Genomic DNA, 16993 nt, shown 5'->3' with positions numbered 1-16993 from the left:
GGATCTCGTTGGCCGCGCCGGACTCGCCGGTGAGCCACAGCCCCGTCTGCGCGTTGTCGGTGCCCGACAGCGTGTAGCTGACGCTGCCCTCGCCGTCCTCGCCGAAGGCCGGGGCCTCGAACAGGGCGGCGATCGTCGCCGCCGCAATCGTTGCCGTGTTCACGCCGTCGCCAGCCGCCGGCAGCGGAGACTCGTCAACCGTCGCCGTCGGTCCTGCAACGTTCTTCGCCACGGCATTCGGCCCGTCATCCTCGAACCTGACCTTCGAGCCGATTTCCTCGACGTCGCTCGCAACTTGAGTAATTTTGAAGCCGCCAAGATCGAAGGACACGTTGCTGCCTGACGGCTGGTCATTTCGGATCAGCACGCGGTTGTGGGCGCTATCCGTGGTGTACTGGATGACATCGTTGTCCTTCACGCCGGTGATTGTGGCGCCGAGGCCCGTGAGCGTGATGGTCAGGGTGTTGGTGACGTCGATCCCTCCGCGGATAACTTGCACCGACGCGATATTGATCTGGGTGTCGCCGGTCACAAGCGGGTCATTGTTGTTGATATAGTTAGTCCCCGTTCCGTCTGCCGTGAGATAGGCCTCGAGCTCCACGGTTGCGGTCGTGTTAGAACTGCCCGGATTCATCTGCGAGATCGTGAGTCCGGCACCCAGAACGTCTTGGGCATAGCCGCTAAATGCAATGTTAGCCTCGACGTTTGCCTCGGTTGGGCTGAGAGGCTGCCCCGGATTATTGCCGGCGTTGGGCCCGGCGATATAATCCGCGTTGGCCCCCGTCACAAAGGTGACCACCAACGCCTTTTGGGCCTTGATATGTTGACCTTCGGTGCCGAGTGTGGTGGGACCGCCCCCCTGACTTGAACTGACGGTGTCGCCGTCATTTGACACGTGCTGGCCGGCCGACTGGTTGGCCGGATCCTCGCCGGTGATAAGGATCGCCAGCGATGTGTCTCCGAACATCATGAAGAGGTTCTGGCCCGAAGGCGCGTTTGCGAAGGAGAAGTTGTTCTCCCCGATGGCGGAGACGAACAGCTTGTCCGTCAGGTCGAGGAAGTCGTCATGATCAGCAACCGTGCTGCCGTCCACGTCGTGTGCGATTGTGTAGCCGTCCGCGATCACGGTCCACATCTTTGCGCCGGTGGTGATGCCGGATGTCTTGACCTCCTCAAGATAGATCGCGAACGCGATGGGATCGTCGCCGCTGTCCCCAGCCACGCCGTAGACGATGTTGTTGTTGGTCGGATCGGTGAAAAGAAAGATTTCCGTGATCGTCCCGTCGTCAGCAACCGCGGACAAACCGCTGTTGAAGGTGGACGTCGCGCCTGACACGTAAGCCGTGAAGGCGACTCCATCCTCGCCGGTGAGCGCGAAGTCGCTGGACGCGGTGGCGCCGGTGACGGTGATGATGTTACTGCTGGTGGTGCCGTTGTAACCGCTCAGCGCCGCCTCATCCACTGCCAAGGTGTAGAAGCTTAGCCGGCCCGAAAATGCCGTCGGTAGGCTGCCGCTCGAAATATCATTATCGTCGGCGTCGCCCGCAGGTGACGGTGTGGCGGCCTCGTTTTGCAGACCATCGGTTTCATCGAGAACGACAAATGCGCCAGTCGGTGTGATCGTGATTGCCATTGTTTTTCTCCCTCACGGAACCGCCCTAATCGGTCGGTGGCGTTTCAGCCCTCCCGCTGGATTGCCGGAGTGGCTTTGGCGCGCCTGCTGTCGCGTTTGTCGAGGGGAACTTCTGACGGCAGGCCGCCGGCAAGAATCGGGCACGCAGATGGCTCCCGGCCGCAGAACGATCTGCAAGCCAGAGAACAAGTCACGCCGTCGATGGAAATAATCCGCTAGTGACCATCTCGTGATGAACATCGCTGAATTACCTTCACGCGTGTCCGCGCAAGGCACCCTCTCTCAGATGAGGTCGTCAGCTATCTCTCTCGGTAATCAGCCATCTTTCTCGGTTAGGAGAACACCCAGCCCCCAACAACACTGCGGCACGCTGGGAAAGGTAGCGGCGGCATCATTACGAAGCTCCAATTCGGGGTTTTCTTCAAGCTACCCTTCCGTGCTACGTACAAAGAGCTAACGTTTGGCGTCATGATTATGGTTTGATGATTCATCGACTTAGCGCGACAAATGTACACTTAGGTGGAGGTCGATCCTGGCGGCTCTTGACGAGCACGAAGATGCGGCTCATGCCCGGCATGCCGGTAGAGGTCATGATCCTCAATCACCAGCAAACGTTCCTGCAATACATGATCAATCAACCGGTTAACGCGGTCGCTGACGAAGAGCATCCGCGATCACTGAGCCGAAATGAGCGATGCTGCCTTCCTCGCTAGACGCCCCACACCACGGCTTGCTCGTGCCGGTGGATGAGATGCTGAAGCTGGTCGAAGCTGTGGCGGATATGTTCGAGAATTTTTCGATGGCCGGGGTATGCGCCGAGGTCGCACGTCTCAGAAGCCCAAGGGCACGTTCCGGGTGCGGGACGGAAACCGGAAGTGCTGTGATCGATTTTTCGTTGCGTAGCGCGAAGACGACGCTGTGCGGAAGCACAGTCAAGGCGTCGATACCCTTCAGATAGTTGACGAGGCTCATGAGTGAGCCGCCCGTGTAGCGTATCTTGATCTCGGTAGCCCCGAAGGAGAGCAGCAGGCTATGAAGATCCGCAAGCAGCGGGCCTCCCGGCGGCGGCGCCACCCAGGGATATTCGAGAAGCTGCGACGGCTGCGGCCGTCTCTTCAACAGAAGCGGATGCGTGACCCGGCAGGCGACGACGTTTCGGCCGGGAAGCACCTTCTGGAACGCCAAGCCCGATCCCTCCTCAAGAATATCGAGCGGGCAGATGGCAAGATCGATCTGATCGCCCTTAAGGGCAGCGCGCAGATCGGCCATGTAGCCGTAGCTCTGGTCAATCCTGACGTCGGGGTTTTGTGCCTGGAAGTCTGCGATCATCGGCGCGATCAAGGCGTCCATGAAAAATGGCGTGCCGCCGACGCGCACCAGACCGCTTTTTGTGGCCCGGCTTGCCGGGAAACACTGCTTGCCGATTTGCTGATGCTTCTGCCGCGCAGGACCAGCGCTCCGCACCGCCGGCGGTTGCGGTCGACAGGTGACACCGAGCCGCTCAACGCGCTTTCCTCGCGAATCCATCTAAACAAAGAGTGACGCGGATCTTGCTTGAGCGCAGGCGTTTTGCAGAACAACCTTTCAGGTTCATGTCAGGTTTGGATGGCCTTCTGCCGGCGGATCGGCCATTTCAGAAACACGGGCGAGGTGCCTGGATGTTCGAAGTGCGTCGGAAGGACAAAGGACTGTGCGAATGGTTGGCAAGGCACCGCACCTTCACGTGCACGAGAACAACAACCGGAGAGACGAGGTTTTTGCCGCCGCGGACACGGCGGTTGGCGATTTTGCGTTCAATGCGACGGTAGCGGCCGTCTTCGACGACATGGTCAGCCGATCGGTTCCCTACTATGGCGAGATTCAGCGGATGGTCTGTGAACTCGCCGGAGATTTCGCCGAGGCCGATACCAACCTCTATGACATCGGTTGTTCGACGGCCACGACGCTCCTCGGCCTCGATGCCCTGGTCGATCCGGCGGTGCGCTTCGTCGGCATCGACAACGCTCCCGACATGATCGAGAAGGCGCGGGAGAAGATCGTCCAGGCCAACACCAGTCGGGCGATCGACCTGAGGGTCAGCGACCTGCATTACGGGGCGGACATTCACAATGCGAGCGTCGTCATGATGCTCCTGACGCTGCAATTCGTGCGTCCGCTCTATCGCGAGCGGGTAATGCACACGATCTACAACGGGCTGAATGAACGCGGTGCGCTTATTCTCGTCGAAAAGCTCACCAGCGAGAACTCGACGTTCAACCGCCTGTTCATCGAGCACTATTACGATTTCAAGCGCCGCAACGGTTACTCCGACATCGAGATCACCAAGAAGCGCGAAGCGCTCGAGAACGTGCTCATTCCCTACCGATTGGATGAAAATCTCCAACTCCTGAAGGAAGTGGGCTTCCGCAGCGTCGAGGTCTTTTTCCGCTGGTACAATTTCTGCGGCATCATCGCCATCAAGTAAGAAAGATCGGCAAATGATCGCTATCGGTAATTTTCTCTTCCGTTTCCGGAACCAACTGTTTCCGGCCATCATCATTGTTCTGTTTCTGCTGGCGCCGCCTCCGGCCCTGGTGCTGGATAGCGCAGCGTTAACGCTCGCCAAGGAACTCGCGGCCGTACTGGTCATCCTGGCCGGCCTCACCCTGCGTGCGACCGTGGTCGGGTACAAATACATTCAGCGCGGCGGCCTGAAGAAAAAGGTCTACGCCAAGAATCTCGTTACGGAAGGCATGTTCGGCGTCTGTCGCAACCCGCTCTACGTTGGAAACATGCTGCTTTATTCAGGCGTCTTCCTACTGCACGGCAATCCGCTTCTCGTCGTCTTCGGCATCGGGCTCTTTGCCTTCATGTACCAGTGCATCGTTTATGCCGAAGAAGCCTTCCTCGACAGAACGTTCGGCGAAGCCTACCAGGCCTATTGCCGCGACGTGCCGCGATGGGCATTGCGAATGAGGAACTTGGCGCAGTCTACCGAAGGAATGTCGTTCAACGTCAAGCGCGTTATCGGCAAGGACTACTCGACTGTCTCAGCCGCGATGATCGCAATCCTCGCGACCGAAATGTACAAGTTCGCGAGCAATGCCCCCGTGGAACACAATACCCGTGTACTCGCGGCACTCGGCGTTCTGATGGCGCTTGTTGCCATCAGCACGGCGATCGTCAGCTACATGAAGAGGCGCGGCGCGTTTCGCGAACGCGCCGCATCCTAGCGATCCGCCAGAGCCCATTGCTCCACGATCGCGACCATCCATGCGTCGGCGGCGCTGCCGCAAAGTGATGCGCAATGTTTCAGGGGCTTGACGCCCATCCCCCATCGAACATAGGCAAGGACGAACAAGTGTCCGGTGATATCTTGAGAGTCCTACTAGTCGAAGACGATCAGGTTCTGGGGGAGGCGCTGCGCGACCATGTCGCGGCGGCCGGCCACGCCGTCGATTGGTTTACGCGCATTGCCGATGCCACGGCCGCGACGGAGACGGTTCTCTATGGTCTGATACTGCTCGACCTTCGATTGCCTGACGGTTCGGGGCTATCGCTCCTGCGCTCGCTGCGGATGCGGGGCGACGGCACGCCCGTCATCATCCTGACGGCACACGACCAGATCTCCGATCGCATCGAAGGATTGAACAGCGGGGCCGACGACTATCTGGTCAAGCCATTCGATCTCGGTGAGCTGAGTGCCCGCATGCTGGCCGTTTCCAGGCGGTATGTCGGCAAGGCGACGCCAACGGTCCGCCTTCCCGGCATAGAGATCGATCAGGTTCATCGCAAGGTGCTGGTCGAAGGTGAAAGCCAGAGCCTCAGCGCAAGAGAATGGGCCGTGCTCGACAAACTCGTCGCCCACCCCGGCGCGCTGGTTTCGAAAGAGCAACTCCACGACGCGCTCTACGCCTTTGGCGCTGAGATCGAAAGCAATACGGTCGAGGTCTATATCAGCCGCCTGCGCAAGAAGATCGGCTCCGACCGGATCGAGACCGTGCGGGGCCTCGGCTACAGCATCAGGTGACTGGATGTCGCGCGTTGCAAGCATGACCCGCAGGCTGACCATCGCGCTGACGAGCGTCGTCGCCATCTTCTGGTTCGTCGCGCTCGGCCTTGGCGTTTATGTCATGCAGGACGAATTCACCGAGATTTTCGACAGCGGTGTCCAGGAAACGGCCGAACGGCTGCTGCAAATCGTAGTCGACGACATCGCCCGCGACCGTGCCGATGGCACACCCGCCGCCGGGCTGGTCGCGCCAGCGCTGAATTCACAATATCTAGCCTATCAGGTCCGCGATCGCAGCGGCAGGGTGTTGTTTGACGACGGCGCGCCGGAACCCTTCGCCGTTCCGCTTGAGGTCGGTTTCTCGGAAACGGCAACGCAACGGATCTACACCGCCGGAACAGCCGACGGCTCCCTCTTCGTGCAGGTGGCTGACGCCTTCGAGCATCGCACCGAAGCCCTCTTCGAGGGCGGCACGGCGCTTCTCTTGCCGTTGCTGGCCCTGATTCCGACCAGCATCATCGCCATCATCCTTGTCGCGCGACGCGCGCTTGCGCCGGTCGAACGGTTGCGCGAAGAAATCCTTACCAAGGACAGCGGCAACATGGCCCCGCTCGATGAAGCGGCGCTGCCGAAAGAACTGCGGGCAATTGCCCGTTCGGTGAACCTTTTGCTGACGAGACTCAAGGCCGCGCTCGAAGCAGAACGGGAGTTCACCTCCAACAGCGCCCATGAACTGAGGACCCCGATCGCCGGTGCACTCGCGCAGACACAGCGGCTTGCGAGCGAAGTGCCTCCCCCTTTTCGGCAACGAACCAGCCAGATCGAACGCGCGCTGCTTCACCTCGGACGGCTGGCGGAGAAGCTGTTGCAGATGTCGCGGGCCGAAGCCGGGATCGCCATCTCGGACGAAAGCAACGACCTGTTGCCGGTGCTGGCACTTGTGCTGGAGGACATGGAGCGGTCGGCGCTCGGCGCAAGCCGTCTCGAGGTTCATGTCGCCGAAGGCGCCGAACTTGTGCGTCCGATTCCCCCCGATGCCTTTGCGATCGTCCTGCGCAATCTCCTGGAGAATGCACTTATCCATAGTCCTTCCGGCAGCCCGGTCAGCATCGACGTCGATGCGCAAGGCGTGCGCATCACCAACGACAGTGTCGTCATCGACGCGGATACCTTGAATGGCCTGACCAAGCGTTTCAATCGCGGGCCGACGGAAGCTTCCGGCTCCGGCCTCGGCCTTGCGATCGTGCAGCGACTGGTGGAACAAATGCACGGACGACTGCTGATCGCTTCGCCGGCCCCGGGGATGGACCGGGGCTTTCATGTCGAAGTTCGTCTCTGACGATTGTCAGGCTGGGCGTCGTCGCCCTGACATGCCCTTACTGCTGATCGAGCGCGCGGGTCAGGCTGAGCGCGGCGATCGTGCAGATCGCACCTGAAATCAGATATCCGCCGATGAAGATGATGCCGAAGCTGCTGGCAAGGCCGAGTGCGACGAGCGGCGCAAAGGCCGCGCCAACGAGCCAGGCGAGGTCGGATGTCAGCGCCGCACCGGTGTAGCGATAGTACTGGGTGAAGCGCGACGAAACGGCTCCGGAGGACTGGCCGAAAGATAGGCCGAGGATGGCGAAGCCGATCAGGATATACGCATCCTGGCCCTTGCCGCCGGCATCGAGAAGGAACGGCGCGGAGAAGCTGAAAATCGCGATCAGGATGGCGCCGATCATCAGCTGGTTTCGCCGACCGATCCGGTCGGCGATCACGCCCGACAGCACGATGCCGATGGCGCCGAGAGCGGCACCTGCAACCTGGACCCACAGGAATTCGGCTGCCGACTGACCGCCAGTGAGCGTTATCCAGCTCAAGGGGAAGATGGTCACGAGGTGGAACATCGCGAAGCTCGCAAGCGGCACGAAGGCGCCGAGCACGACATCGATGCTGTGCTTGCTCAGCATCTCGAAGATCGGCCTGGCCTCAAGCTCCTTGGCCTCCATGGCCGCACCGAACTCCTTGCTGGCAACGATGCGCAGACGCGCAAAGAGCGCCACAACGTTGATCGCGAAAGCGACAAAGAAAGGATAGCGCCAACCCCAGGCGAGGAAGTCCGCCTCGGAAAGGCTGCTGACGAAATAGCCGAAAAGAATGCTCGCCAGCGCAAAGCCGATCGGCGCGCCGAGCTGTGGGATCATAGCGTACCAGCCGCGGTGATTCTGCGGCGCGTTGAGGTTCAACAGTGAGGCGAGACCGTCCCAGGCGCCGCCAAGCGCAAAACCCTGTCCAAGGCGGAACAACGCCAACAGGGCCACAGCCCAGTAGCCGATCGTATCGTAGCCAGGCAGGAAGGCGATCGATGCCGTTGAGCCGCCGAGGATGACGAGCGCGATGGTGAGTTTCGTGCCGCGTCCGTAGTTCCGGTCGACCCACATGAAGACGAAGGACCCAACGGGGCGTGCGAGGAAGGCGAGGGGGAACAGCGCGAAGGACATCAGCGTCGCGGTCACCGCATTGGACGCGAACGGAAAGATCAACTTCGGGAAGACAAGGATCGAACCGAGCCCGTAGACGAAGAAATCGAAGAATTCGGAGGTTCGCCCGATGACCACCCCAATGGCGATGCTACCCGGCGACAGAGGTTTGTCGTCTTCATGAATGCGACGTGCATCCCGCTCGAGACCAGACGATGTGGGGTGAGAGACCGAAACCATGAATTTCTCCGACGAACGAACGTCTTGTCGTTAGAGTGTTGACCAATTGGCGTCTGATATCAAGAATGCCGCGCACGTACCTGCGCACATGTCTCATTTGAGTTCGTGCCTAACGTTCGCTGGAACAGCTGGCGTCGGACCGACAATAGACTTTGCGCCCGTACAAACGCGCATAGAGCGATAAGGCTGTCACTGCACTGCGGCAAAATGCTGCGCTGCGACGATGGACCTCACTTCCATGCGCGATCATGCCCGAGTAATGCCGACTAGACAAAACGCAAGTTGAGGCCGCAATGCCGAAGCCATTCAGTTTAGCCGGACGATCGATGATATCCGTCCTGTTGCTCTCGACACTCACGGGATGCAACATGGTTGTGATGTCGCCATCCGGCGATATTGCCGCACAGCAGAGGGATCTGATCGTCATTTCGACGGTCCTGATGCTGCTGATCATCGTACCCGTCATTTTCCTGACGCTTTTCTTCGCCTGGCGCTATCGCCAGTCGAACACGGCCGCCAAATATGATCCGGAATGGCACCATTCCACCGGTCTCGAAGTCATCATCTGGTCGGCGCCGCTGGCGATCATCATCGCGCTCGGGGCGATCACCTGGGTGAGCACACACAAGCTCGATCCCTACCGGCCGCTCGACCGCATCGATGCGGCACGCCCGGTGACGGAAGAGATGAAGCCGATCACGGTCGAGGTCGTAGCTCTCGACTGGAAATGGCTGTTTTTCTATCCGGACTATGGCATCGCGACAGTCAACGAGATGGCAGCACCCGTGGACGTGCCGATCAACTTCAAGATCACAGCATCCTCGGTGATGAACTCCTTTTATGTTCCGGCGCTCGCCGGCATGATCTATGCCATGCCCGGAATGGAGACCAAGCTGCACGCCGTCATCAACAAGGCGGGCGAATACGAAGGGCTCTCATCCAACTATAGCGGTGACGGCTTCTCGCATATGCGCTTCAAGTTCCACGGTGTGGACAGGGCGGGCTTTGACCAGTGGGTCGCCCGGGCGAAGCAGAACGGCACGATGCTCAACCGCGATGCCTACCTGAAGCTCGAAAAGCCGAGCATCAAGGAGCCGGTGCGCTACTACGCCTCCGTTGACGACGGCCTCTATGAGGCGGTGCTCAACATGTGCGTGCGGGAAGGGCAAATGTGCATGAAGGACATGATGCACATCGACATGATGGGCGGCGCCGGCGTCGAAAGCCACGAGAACCGCGCCAAGCTCGAGCATGACAACCGTCATGCCGGTGGCGCAGCGGAAGCCTCCGCGCCTGCCGCAACCTTCCCCGAAACCGGCAATCCCGCCAAAAGCGAGGAACCGGCCGAGGGCGTCAAGGAAGAGCAGCCAGCGCCGATGAACCACGATATGCACAAGACGCAGTAGGAATTCGCGCGCTCGCCGGCTCCGATCCAGCGGGCGCCAAGGTCCCTTTGGGCCGCAATTCGAGACATATTGGAAGACCCATGTTTGGTGACACCAGCCTCACGCAATTCATCTTCGGGCGACTTACCTGGGAAGCGATCCCCTATCATGAACCCATCCTCGTCGTGACCTTCGCGGTCGTGGCGGTGGTCGGTCTCGCGATCCTCGGCCTGATCACGAAATACAAGCTCTGGGGCTATCTCTGGCACGAGTGGTTCACGAGCGTCGATCACAAGAAGATCGGCATCATGTATATTGTCCTGGCGATCATCATGCTTTTGCGCGGCTTTGCCGATGCGCTGATGATGCGCCTGCAGCAGGCGATCGCCTTCAACGGCAATGAGGGCTACCTCAACCCACATCACTACGACCAGATCTTCACCGCCCACGGCGTGATCATGATCTTCTTCGTGGCGATGCCCTTCGTCACCGGCTTTATGAACTATGTCGTGCCGCTGCAGATCGGCGCACGCGACGTCTCCTTCCCCTTCCTCAACAACTTCTCGTTCTGGATGACCGCCGGCGGCGCCGTCATCATCATGATGTCGCTGTTCGTGGGCGAGTTCGCGCGCACCGGCTGGCTTGCCTATCCGCCGCTCTCGGGCGCCGACTACAGTCCCGGCGTCGGGGTCGACTATTACATTTGGGGGCTACAGGTGGCCGGCGTCGGCACGACGTTATCGGGCATCAACCTGATCGCGACCATCGTGAAGATGCGCGCTCCGGGCATGACCTTCATGAAGATGCCGGTCTTTACCTGGACCTCGCTCTGCACCAACATCCTGATTGTCGCGACCTTCCCGATCCTGACGGCGACGCTCGCGCTCCTGTCGCTTGACCGCTACCTCGGCATGAACTTCTTCACCAATGACCTTGGTGGCAATCCGATGATGTACATCAACCTCATCTGGATCTGGGGCCACCCGGAGGTCTACATCCTCGTGCTTCCGGCCTTTGGCATCTTCTCCGAGGTTGTTGCGACCTTCTGCGGCAAGCGTCTCTTCGGCTACGCCTCGATGGTCTACGCCACCTGCGTGATCATGATCCTGTCGTACCTGGTGTGGCTTCACCACTTCTTCACGATGGGGTCTGGCGCGTCGGTCAACGCCTTCTTCGGCATCACCACGATGATCATCTCGATCCCGACGGGTGCCAAGATGTTCAACTGGCTCTTCACCATGTATCGCGGCCGCATCCGCTACGAATTGCCGATGCTGTGGACAATCGGTTTCATGGTCACTTTCGTCATCGGCGGTATGACCGGCGTCATGCTGGCGATCCCGCCAGCCGACTTCGTGCTGCACAACTCGCTGTTCCTCATCGCCCACTTCCACAACGTCATCATCGGCGGCGTGCTGTTTGGGCTGATGGCCGGGCTCGTCTACTGGTGGCCAAAGGCCTTCGGCTACAAGCTCGATCCGTTCTGGGGCAAGATGAGCTTCTGGTTCTGGCAGATCGGCTTCTTCTTCGCCTTCATGCCGCTCTATGTGCTTGGCCTGATGGGTGTGACCCGCCGCGTCAGCCAGTTCGAAGATCCGTCGCTGCAGATCTGGTTCATCGTCGCCGCTTTCGGCGCCGTCCTGATCGCAATCGGCATCGCTTCCTTCATCATGCAGCTGATCGTCAGCTTTCTCCGCCGCGAGCAACTGCGCGAGACGTCCGGTGACGCCTGGGATGCCAGAACGCTTGAATGGTCGACCTCGTCGCCGCCGCCGGACTACAACTTCGCCTTCACCCCGGTCGTGCATGACCACGACAGCTGGTACGATATGAAGAACCGCGGCTATGAGCGTCCGCTCACCGGTTTCAAACCGATCCATATGCCGAAGAACACCGGCACGGGCGTCATTCTCGCCGGCATCAGCGTCGTGCTTGGTCTCGCGCTGATCTGGTACATCTGGTGGCTGGTGGCCGTGTCCTTCATTGCCCTGCTTGCCGTCGCAATCGGCCATACCTTCAACTATCAGCGAGATTTCTTCATCCCCGCAGAGACTGTAGCGGCGACTGAAGATGCACGCTCCAAGCTGCTCGAGGAACGGACCTGAGACGATGAGCGAAACCCAAGTCCAAGAAAACGAGAAGCCGCAGTTCTACATCACGGAAGAGCATCACCCGGAACACAGCACCATGCTGGGCTTCTGGCTCTACCTGATGAGCGACTGCCTGATCTTCGCCGTACTGTTTGCCACGCACGGTGTCGTCGGGCGCAACTACGCGGCGGGACCGTCACCGGCCGACCTGTTCGACCTTAGCCTCGTTGCCTTCAACACGGCGATGCTGCTTTTGTCGTCGATCACCTATGGCTTTGCAATGCTCCAGATGGAGCGCAACGCCAAGATGGAGACGCTCTTCTGGCTCGGCGTCACCGGCGTGTTCGGCGCAACCTTCCTGGCTGTGGAGCTCTATGAGTTCTATCACCTGCTTCACGAGGGCGCCGGCCCGACACGTTCGGCCTTCCTGTCGTCGTTCTTCACGCTGGTCGGCACGCACGGCCTGCACGTCACGTTCGGCATCATCTGGCTGATCACGCTGATGGTGCAGGTCAGCAAACATGGGCTGATCCCGGAAAACCGTCGCCGTTTGATGTGCCTGTCGATGTTCTGGCACTTCCTCGACGTCATCTGGATCGGCGTCTTCTCCTTCGTCTATCTCTTGGGAGCTCTCGGATGAGCGCACATTCCGACCACGAAAGCGCGTTCGAACCTCACCACGCGCACAGCCATCACGGCGATGCCGCCGGTCACGGTTCGTTCAAGAGCTACATGACGGGCTTCATCCTGTCGGTGATCCTGACGGCTATCCCGTTCTGGCTGGTCATGGGCGGCGTGCTGGACAGCAAGCTTTTGACCGCCGTCATCGTCATGGGCATCGGCGTCGTCCAGATCGTCGTGCACGTCATCTACTTCCTGCACATGAACGCCCGTTCCGAAGGGGGCTGGACGCTGATGGCGCTGATCTTCACGATCGTCATCGTCGGTATCGCGCTCGCAGGTTCGCTCTGGGTCATGCATCATCTCAACACCAATATGATGCCGATGACCCATGAGATGATGAAGAACATGCCCTGAGCGCGGGACGGGCAGGCGGATACGACGATGATCACCGACGACAAGGCGACGGGCAGGGTCCGCGTATCCTCCCGCGCCCGCCTGATGATGACGGGTGCCTTGCTCTTCCTCGTTGCGGTGTTCCTGACGCTCGGTACCTGGCAGGTGCAACGGCTCTATTGGAAGCTCGATCTCATCGCTCGGGTAGAGGCGCGTGTCGGGGCGCCCGCGGTGTCGGCGCCAGCACAATCCGATTGGGGCGCCGTCAATCGGGAAAAGGACGAATACCGGCTCGTCACCGCGACCGGTACCTTCAGTCACGACCAAACCGCGCTGGTACAGGCTGTGACGGAGCTTGGCGCTGGATTTTGGGTCTTGACGCCGATCCGGCTTGAGGATGGCTCAACCGTGCTGATCAACCGTGGCTTCGTGCCGGCCGATCGCCGCGATGTTGCCGCACGCGGTGAGGGTGAGCTCGACGGAACCGTTACGGTAACCGGGCTTCTGCGCATCACCGAACCCGGCGGCGCCTTCCTGCGGTCCAATGATCCGGCAAGCGATCGATGGTTTTCGCGAGACGTCGCCGCGATCGCCGCCGCGAAGGGCCTGCACAATGTCGCGCCTTACTTTATCGATGCGGATGCAAAACCCAATCCCGGTGGACTGCCGATCGGCGGCCTCACGATCGTCCGCTTTCGCAACAGCCACCTGGTCTATGCGCTGACGTGGTTCGCACTCGCAACGATGAGCGCCGCAGGTGCGTATCTCGTCTACCGCCAGCGGATCAAAGCAGACTGAGAGCGCCGGGAATGCTCGGTTCCGGCTGGGACGGCTGATTCCGCTCATCTACGACAGTATTCCGCTCGCCCGAGTTCAACGAAACAGGGCGCTCGACCCGTGTTCCGGGGAGCGCCCTGTTCGGACCCGGAGTGCCGTCATTGAATGCTGATAGCATCGCTGATGACAAGCTCTCGATACGGGTGATGTCCCTTAAATGGAGTGGGCGGCCGCAATTTCAAGAGACCAGTGCGGGGCCGGTTTCGAGTAGGCTTCAGATGATGGCCGGCGCAGCGGAGCATTTGTCGCCGAGGGTCCGCAATGACCTTGCCCGAGGCGTGAGATCCGGTCGATATCCGTCGGCAACATGAAGCCCACGCAGGACTGACGGCCAGTGCACGCAGGCGCTTCGGCCCTGCGATAGTTTCGGTTGGATAGGTTCCGAAGCGCAGAACCTCCAATCGAAAGTGGCCCTCTTGGGAGGGCCACTTCTGATGTCCAGCGGATTACTTGGCGCCGATTGCCTGAAGGCCGGCAGTGGCGCAGTTAGCGTCGATATCACCCGACGGCGCACCGCCTACGCCGATGCCGCCAACCAGGGCCTTGCCGAACTTGATCGGCACGCCGCCAGCCTGGATCACCATCCGGGCATCCATGTCGCGAAGACCTTCATTCGCCGGCTTGGAGGCGATGAACTCGCCGAGGCCAGCCGTGTCGCGGCCCATGGCAGCGGACGTGAAGGCCTTGCCCTGCGCGCTGTTACCGGTGTGCGGACCGGAATTGTCGGCCTTCAGCAGCACCTTGGTTGTGCCATCGCGACCAACCACGGCAACGCTGACATTGTGGCCTTCCGCGGCGCAAGCCTTCACTGCGGCTTCGGCAGCCTTGACGGCCATGTCAAGCGGCAGGTAGGCCGCGGTCGGCAGTTCCTGCGCCGTGGCGGCGACGGGAGCGAGAAGCGCGGCTGCGAGCACGATATTGCGGATCATCATAGGTTCCTTTCCTGTTGATATGGAAAGGTTATCCCGCCTCGGCTGTCGCCGGTATTCGTAGACCTTGCGAGAGCATCCGTAGTTCTACGGAGTTTTCGTTCCGTCGAGCCAGATGCGCGTCATTTCCGCCTGCGACGTGCTGCCGAGCTTGGCACCGATTGCGGCGCGGTGGCTTTCGACAGTGCGCGGCGAAAGGCCGAGACCTTCGGCGATCTGGCGGGTGGTGAAACCCGCAGCGATACGCTCGAGAACTTCGCGCTCGCGCTGCGTGAGCATCGCCAGCAAAGCGAGCGTCTCTGCCTTCTCGGCATGCACGCGCATGGTGCGCTCCAGCAGTTCGTGGCCCTTGTGGATCGCATCGATCAAGTCCTGCTCGTCCACCGGCTTCGAGAGAAAATCGATCGCGCCATTGCGGAAGGCACGGCGGCAGGCCTCGATATCACCATGACCGGAGATAACGATTGTCGGCCAGTCTATCCCATGTTTCACCAGTCTCTCCTGCAGCTTCAGCCCGGAGATGGCGGGCATGCGGATATCGAGTACCAGGCAGCCGGGGGTAAGGCGAGAAACCTGAGACAGAAAGGCTTGCGGATCAGAAAATCCCGTGACCTTGATGCCGACCGTCGAGAGTAACAGGCTGAGCGCGCGACGCACCGCATCGTCATCGTCAACGAGATAGACGGGGAGGGTCATCGCATCGGCTCCTCGGTTCGGCGCGTACGGGGCAGCGTCACCCTGAAGGTGGCACCGTGGTCACTCTCGACCAGGGCGATTTCGCCGCCGGCGCGTTCCACCAGTCGCTGGCTCAGCGCCAGACCGAGCCCGGTGCCGCCGGCGCGGGTCGTCACGAACGGCGTGAACAGCCGTGGGCGAAGTGTTTCCGGAACGCCGGGGCCGTTGTCGGCGACCTCGAAGACCACCGTGGTATCGTTCGCGCTCAAGGTAACGGTCACGCGTCCTGTATCGCCCGGCTGTTGAGCCAATGCCTCAAAGGCGTTGCGGACCAGATTGAATGCGACCTGTTCGATCTCGACCGGATCGGCAACGACCGAAACCGATGTATCTGGAACCTGAAAATCAAGCTGAATTCCACGCGATATCGCGTCCGGTTCAAGTAGCGCTTCAACATTTGCGAGCGCCTGACGCAGATCGAAGGCAGCAACGGGCGCGGCATGGGGTTGCGACCAGTTGCGGAACCGTTCCAATATGGCGGATGCCCGGCGCGCCTGGCTTACGGTGTCCTCCAGTACCGGAGCAAGCGTTGCGTCTTGCCCTTGACTGAGCAGCCTTCGCCCGGCCTGTGCTTGCGCCAGGATTGCAGTCAGGGGCTGGGTCAGTTCATGCGCCATGCCGCTCGCCATTTCGCCAAGCGCATTGACGCGCGAGGCGTGCGTGAGGCGCGATTCGAGCGCACTGAGCGTTGCCTGCTGTTCTGCTGCGCGCGTGCGCGCACGCTGGCGCAATGCAGCTAACCCTGCGAGGTAGGCAAGGCTCACCACCAGAAGCGTCAAGCCGGTCTGTACGGGTGGGAACATGTCCGCGAACCCGATTTCCATGCCTGTTTCCAGCACCAACGGCTGCGATACGCTGCTCAGCGCCTTCGAAAAGCGGATTGCCTCGGGCAGGGCGGCCGGCTGGAGCAGAAGGTGTCGGTCCGGCAAAGATAACCGCACCGCGACCCCCGGGCGAGACCAGAATGGCCCGCCGTCTCCGATCAACTTCGCTGCGTTGATACCGAGCATCAATCCATAGCGTGCCTCGTCGCTGTTTGGGCTGCGCTTGACCATGATGTAGTGGTCGGGGCGTTGCGGGTGGGGCAGGAGAGCGATGCGCCCGTCCGAAGCTCTGGCAGTTGTCCGGATGAGCTCGGCGGTCTTGAGGTCGAGTGGATCGCTCCCGACGGTCTTCGCATTTGGATCCAGGGGGACGAGCTGAACCTCGTCGATCCGCGGATAGAAGCGCGCAATCGTGCGGGCGACCTCGAGGAACAGGTCGTGCCTGCGCCCTTCGGAGGCGACGGCAACGGCCGACAGCGCGGTCAGGTGCGCATCGTGCTGATCGGCCCGCTGGGAGGCCAGGCTATGGAGGAGCGTGCTCTCTTGCTCAAGTTCGGCAACCAGCGCCTGCCGTTCCCAGCCCGCCAGTATGCCTCCACCGACGAGCAGGAGGAGACACCAAAGGACGACCAGATAGAAGGGGCGTTCGAAGATCGAGCGATTGCTGTGCATCATCGGTTCGGCGGTCTTGTTGTTATGCGCTGCCTTCTGCAGAGAGCGGTCGCAGCTCAGGCGCGATCGTGTTCGCCTCGATCATCTCGCCGGTGAAATGCGCGCTGTCAATCCATCGAGCTGCAAGCATTGCCCAGGCATCGATGCAACAGCAAGCTTCGCACCGACTGCAAATCCA

14 protein-coding genes and 1 pseudogene are annotated in these 16993 nt (G+C 60.6%); 9 read left to right on the top strand and 6 right to left on the bottom strand.

Annotated elements, in window-relative coordinates:
- Positions 1–1633: hypothetical protein (locus tag ACTJKE_RS06295; RefSeq protein WP_440691440.1), on the bottom strand; the 1633-nt coding region annotated here is incomplete at its 3' end.
- Between the two features lie 709 nt (positions 1634–2342).
- Positions 2343–3031, bottom strand: a pseudogene (locus ACTJKE_RS06290) (substrate-binding domain-containing protein); the annotation flags it as partial.
- 298 nt (positions 3032–3329) lie between these two features.
- Here ACTJKE_RS06290 and cmoA point away from each other — a divergent pair.
- From cmoA to ACTJKE_RS06270, 4 genes are all read left to right on the top strand, one after another.
- Positions 3330–4097: a carboxy-S-adenosyl-L-methionine synthase CmoA gene (gene cmoA / locus ACTJKE_RS06285; protein ID WP_093233263.1), complete on the top strand. Its 768-nt coding sequence runs from the start codon at positions 3330–3332 to the stop codon at positions 4095–4097.
- Between the two features lie 13 nt (positions 4098–4110).
- Positions 4111–4845 (top strand): methyltransferase family protein, encoded by a 735-nt coding sequence (locus tag ACTJKE_RS06280; RefSeq protein WP_440639534.1) that lies wholly within the window; start codon positions 4111–4113, stop codon positions 4843–4845.
- A gap of 143 nt (positions 4846–4988) precedes the next feature.
- On the top strand, positions 4989–5642 hold the full coding sequence (locus tag ACTJKE_RS06275; RefSeq protein ID WP_440691438.1) for a response regulator: 654 nt from the start codon (positions 4989–4991) through the stop codon (positions 5640–5642).
- A gap of 4 nt (positions 5643–5646) precedes the next feature.
- Positions 5647–6963, top strand: a complete 1317-nt coding sequence (locus ACTJKE_RS06270; protein WP_440691436.1) for an ATP-binding protein — start codon at positions 5647–5649, stop codon at positions 6961–6963.
- A gap of 37 nt (positions 6964–7000) precedes the next feature.
- On the opposite strand, the gene ACTJKE_RS06265 is transcribed toward ACTJKE_RS06270, so the two are convergent.
- Positions 7001–8326: an MFS transporter gene (locus ACTJKE_RS06265; RefSeq protein ID WP_058326967.1), complete on the bottom strand. Its 1326-nt coding sequence runs from the start codon at positions 8324–8326 to the stop codon at positions 7001–7003.
- A 326-nt stretch (positions 8327–8652) separates the two neighbouring features.
- Between ACTJKE_RS06265 and cyoA the strand changes: the two genes are divergently transcribed.
- From cyoA to ACTJKE_RS06240, 5 genes are all read left to right on the top strand, one after another.
- Positions 8653–9732 carry a ubiquinol oxidase subunit II gene (gene cyoA, locus ACTJKE_RS06260; protein WP_113511222.1) on the top strand — a complete coding sequence of 360 codons (1080 nt, stop codon included), beginning with the start codon at positions 8653–8655 and terminating at the stop codon, positions 9730–9732.
- Between the two features lie 80 nt (positions 9733–9812).
- Complete coding sequence (gene cyoB / locus ACTJKE_RS06255) at positions 9813–11816, top strand: cytochrome o ubiquinol oxidase subunit I (RefSeq protein WP_058326969.1); 2004 nt, start codon at positions 9813–9815, stop codon at positions 11814–11816.
- A gap of 4 nt (positions 11817–11820) precedes the next feature.
- Entirely contained in the window at positions 11821–12441 is a 621-nt protein-coding gene (gene cyoC, locus ACTJKE_RS06250) for a cytochrome o ubiquinol oxidase subunit III (RefSeq protein ID WP_110879162.1), read from the top strand.
- Positions 12438–12839 (top strand): cytochrome o ubiquinol oxidase subunit IV, encoded by a 402-nt coding sequence (gene cyoD / locus ACTJKE_RS06245; RefSeq protein WP_057249586.1) that lies wholly within the window; start codon positions 12438–12440, stop codon positions 12837–12839. The genes cyoC and cyoD overlap by 4 nt, the downstream gene beginning before the upstream one ends.
- Before the next feature lie 27 nt (positions 12840–12866).
- Positions 12867–13616 (top strand): SURF1 family protein, encoded by a 750-nt coding sequence (locus ACTJKE_RS06240; protein WP_440691434.1) that lies wholly within the window; start codon positions 12867–12869, stop codon positions 13614–13616.
- A 485-nt stretch (positions 13617–14101) separates the two neighbouring features.
- Here the strand turns inward: ACTJKE_RS06240 and ACTJKE_RS06235 are convergent, their stop codons facing one another.
- The 3 genes from ACTJKE_RS06235 to ACTJKE_RS06225 all read right to left on the bottom strand — a co-directional run bounded on the left by ACTJKE_RS06235 (position 14102) and on the right by ACTJKE_RS06225 (position 16815).
- Complete coding sequence (locus tag ACTJKE_RS06235; protein WP_440639540.1) at positions 14102–14584, bottom strand: GlcG/HbpS family heme-binding protein; 483 nt, start codon at positions 14582–14584, stop codon at positions 14102–14104.
- A gap of 87 nt (positions 14585–14671) precedes the next feature.
- Positions 14672–15280, bottom strand: coding sequence for a response regulator transcription factor (locus ACTJKE_RS06230; protein WP_440691432.1), 609 nt, complete (start codon positions 15278–15280; stop codon positions 14672–14674).
- A complete protein-coding gene (locus ACTJKE_RS06225; RefSeq protein WP_440691430.1) occupies positions 15277–16815 on the bottom strand; it encodes a sensor histidine kinase in 1539 nt (512 codons plus the stop codon). The genes ACTJKE_RS06230 and ACTJKE_RS06225 overlap by 4 nt, the downstream gene beginning before the upstream one ends.
- Positions 16816–16993 lie beyond the last annotated feature (178 nt).

This window comes from Ensifer sp. 22521 (assembly GCF_052044795.1).
Lineage (GTDB): Bacteria > Pseudomonadota > Alphaproteobacteria > Rhizobiales > Rhizobiaceae > Ensifer.
The sequence above is the reverse complement of the archived record's forward strand: the minus strand, read 5'-3'. Positions and strand labels throughout refer to the sequence as shown.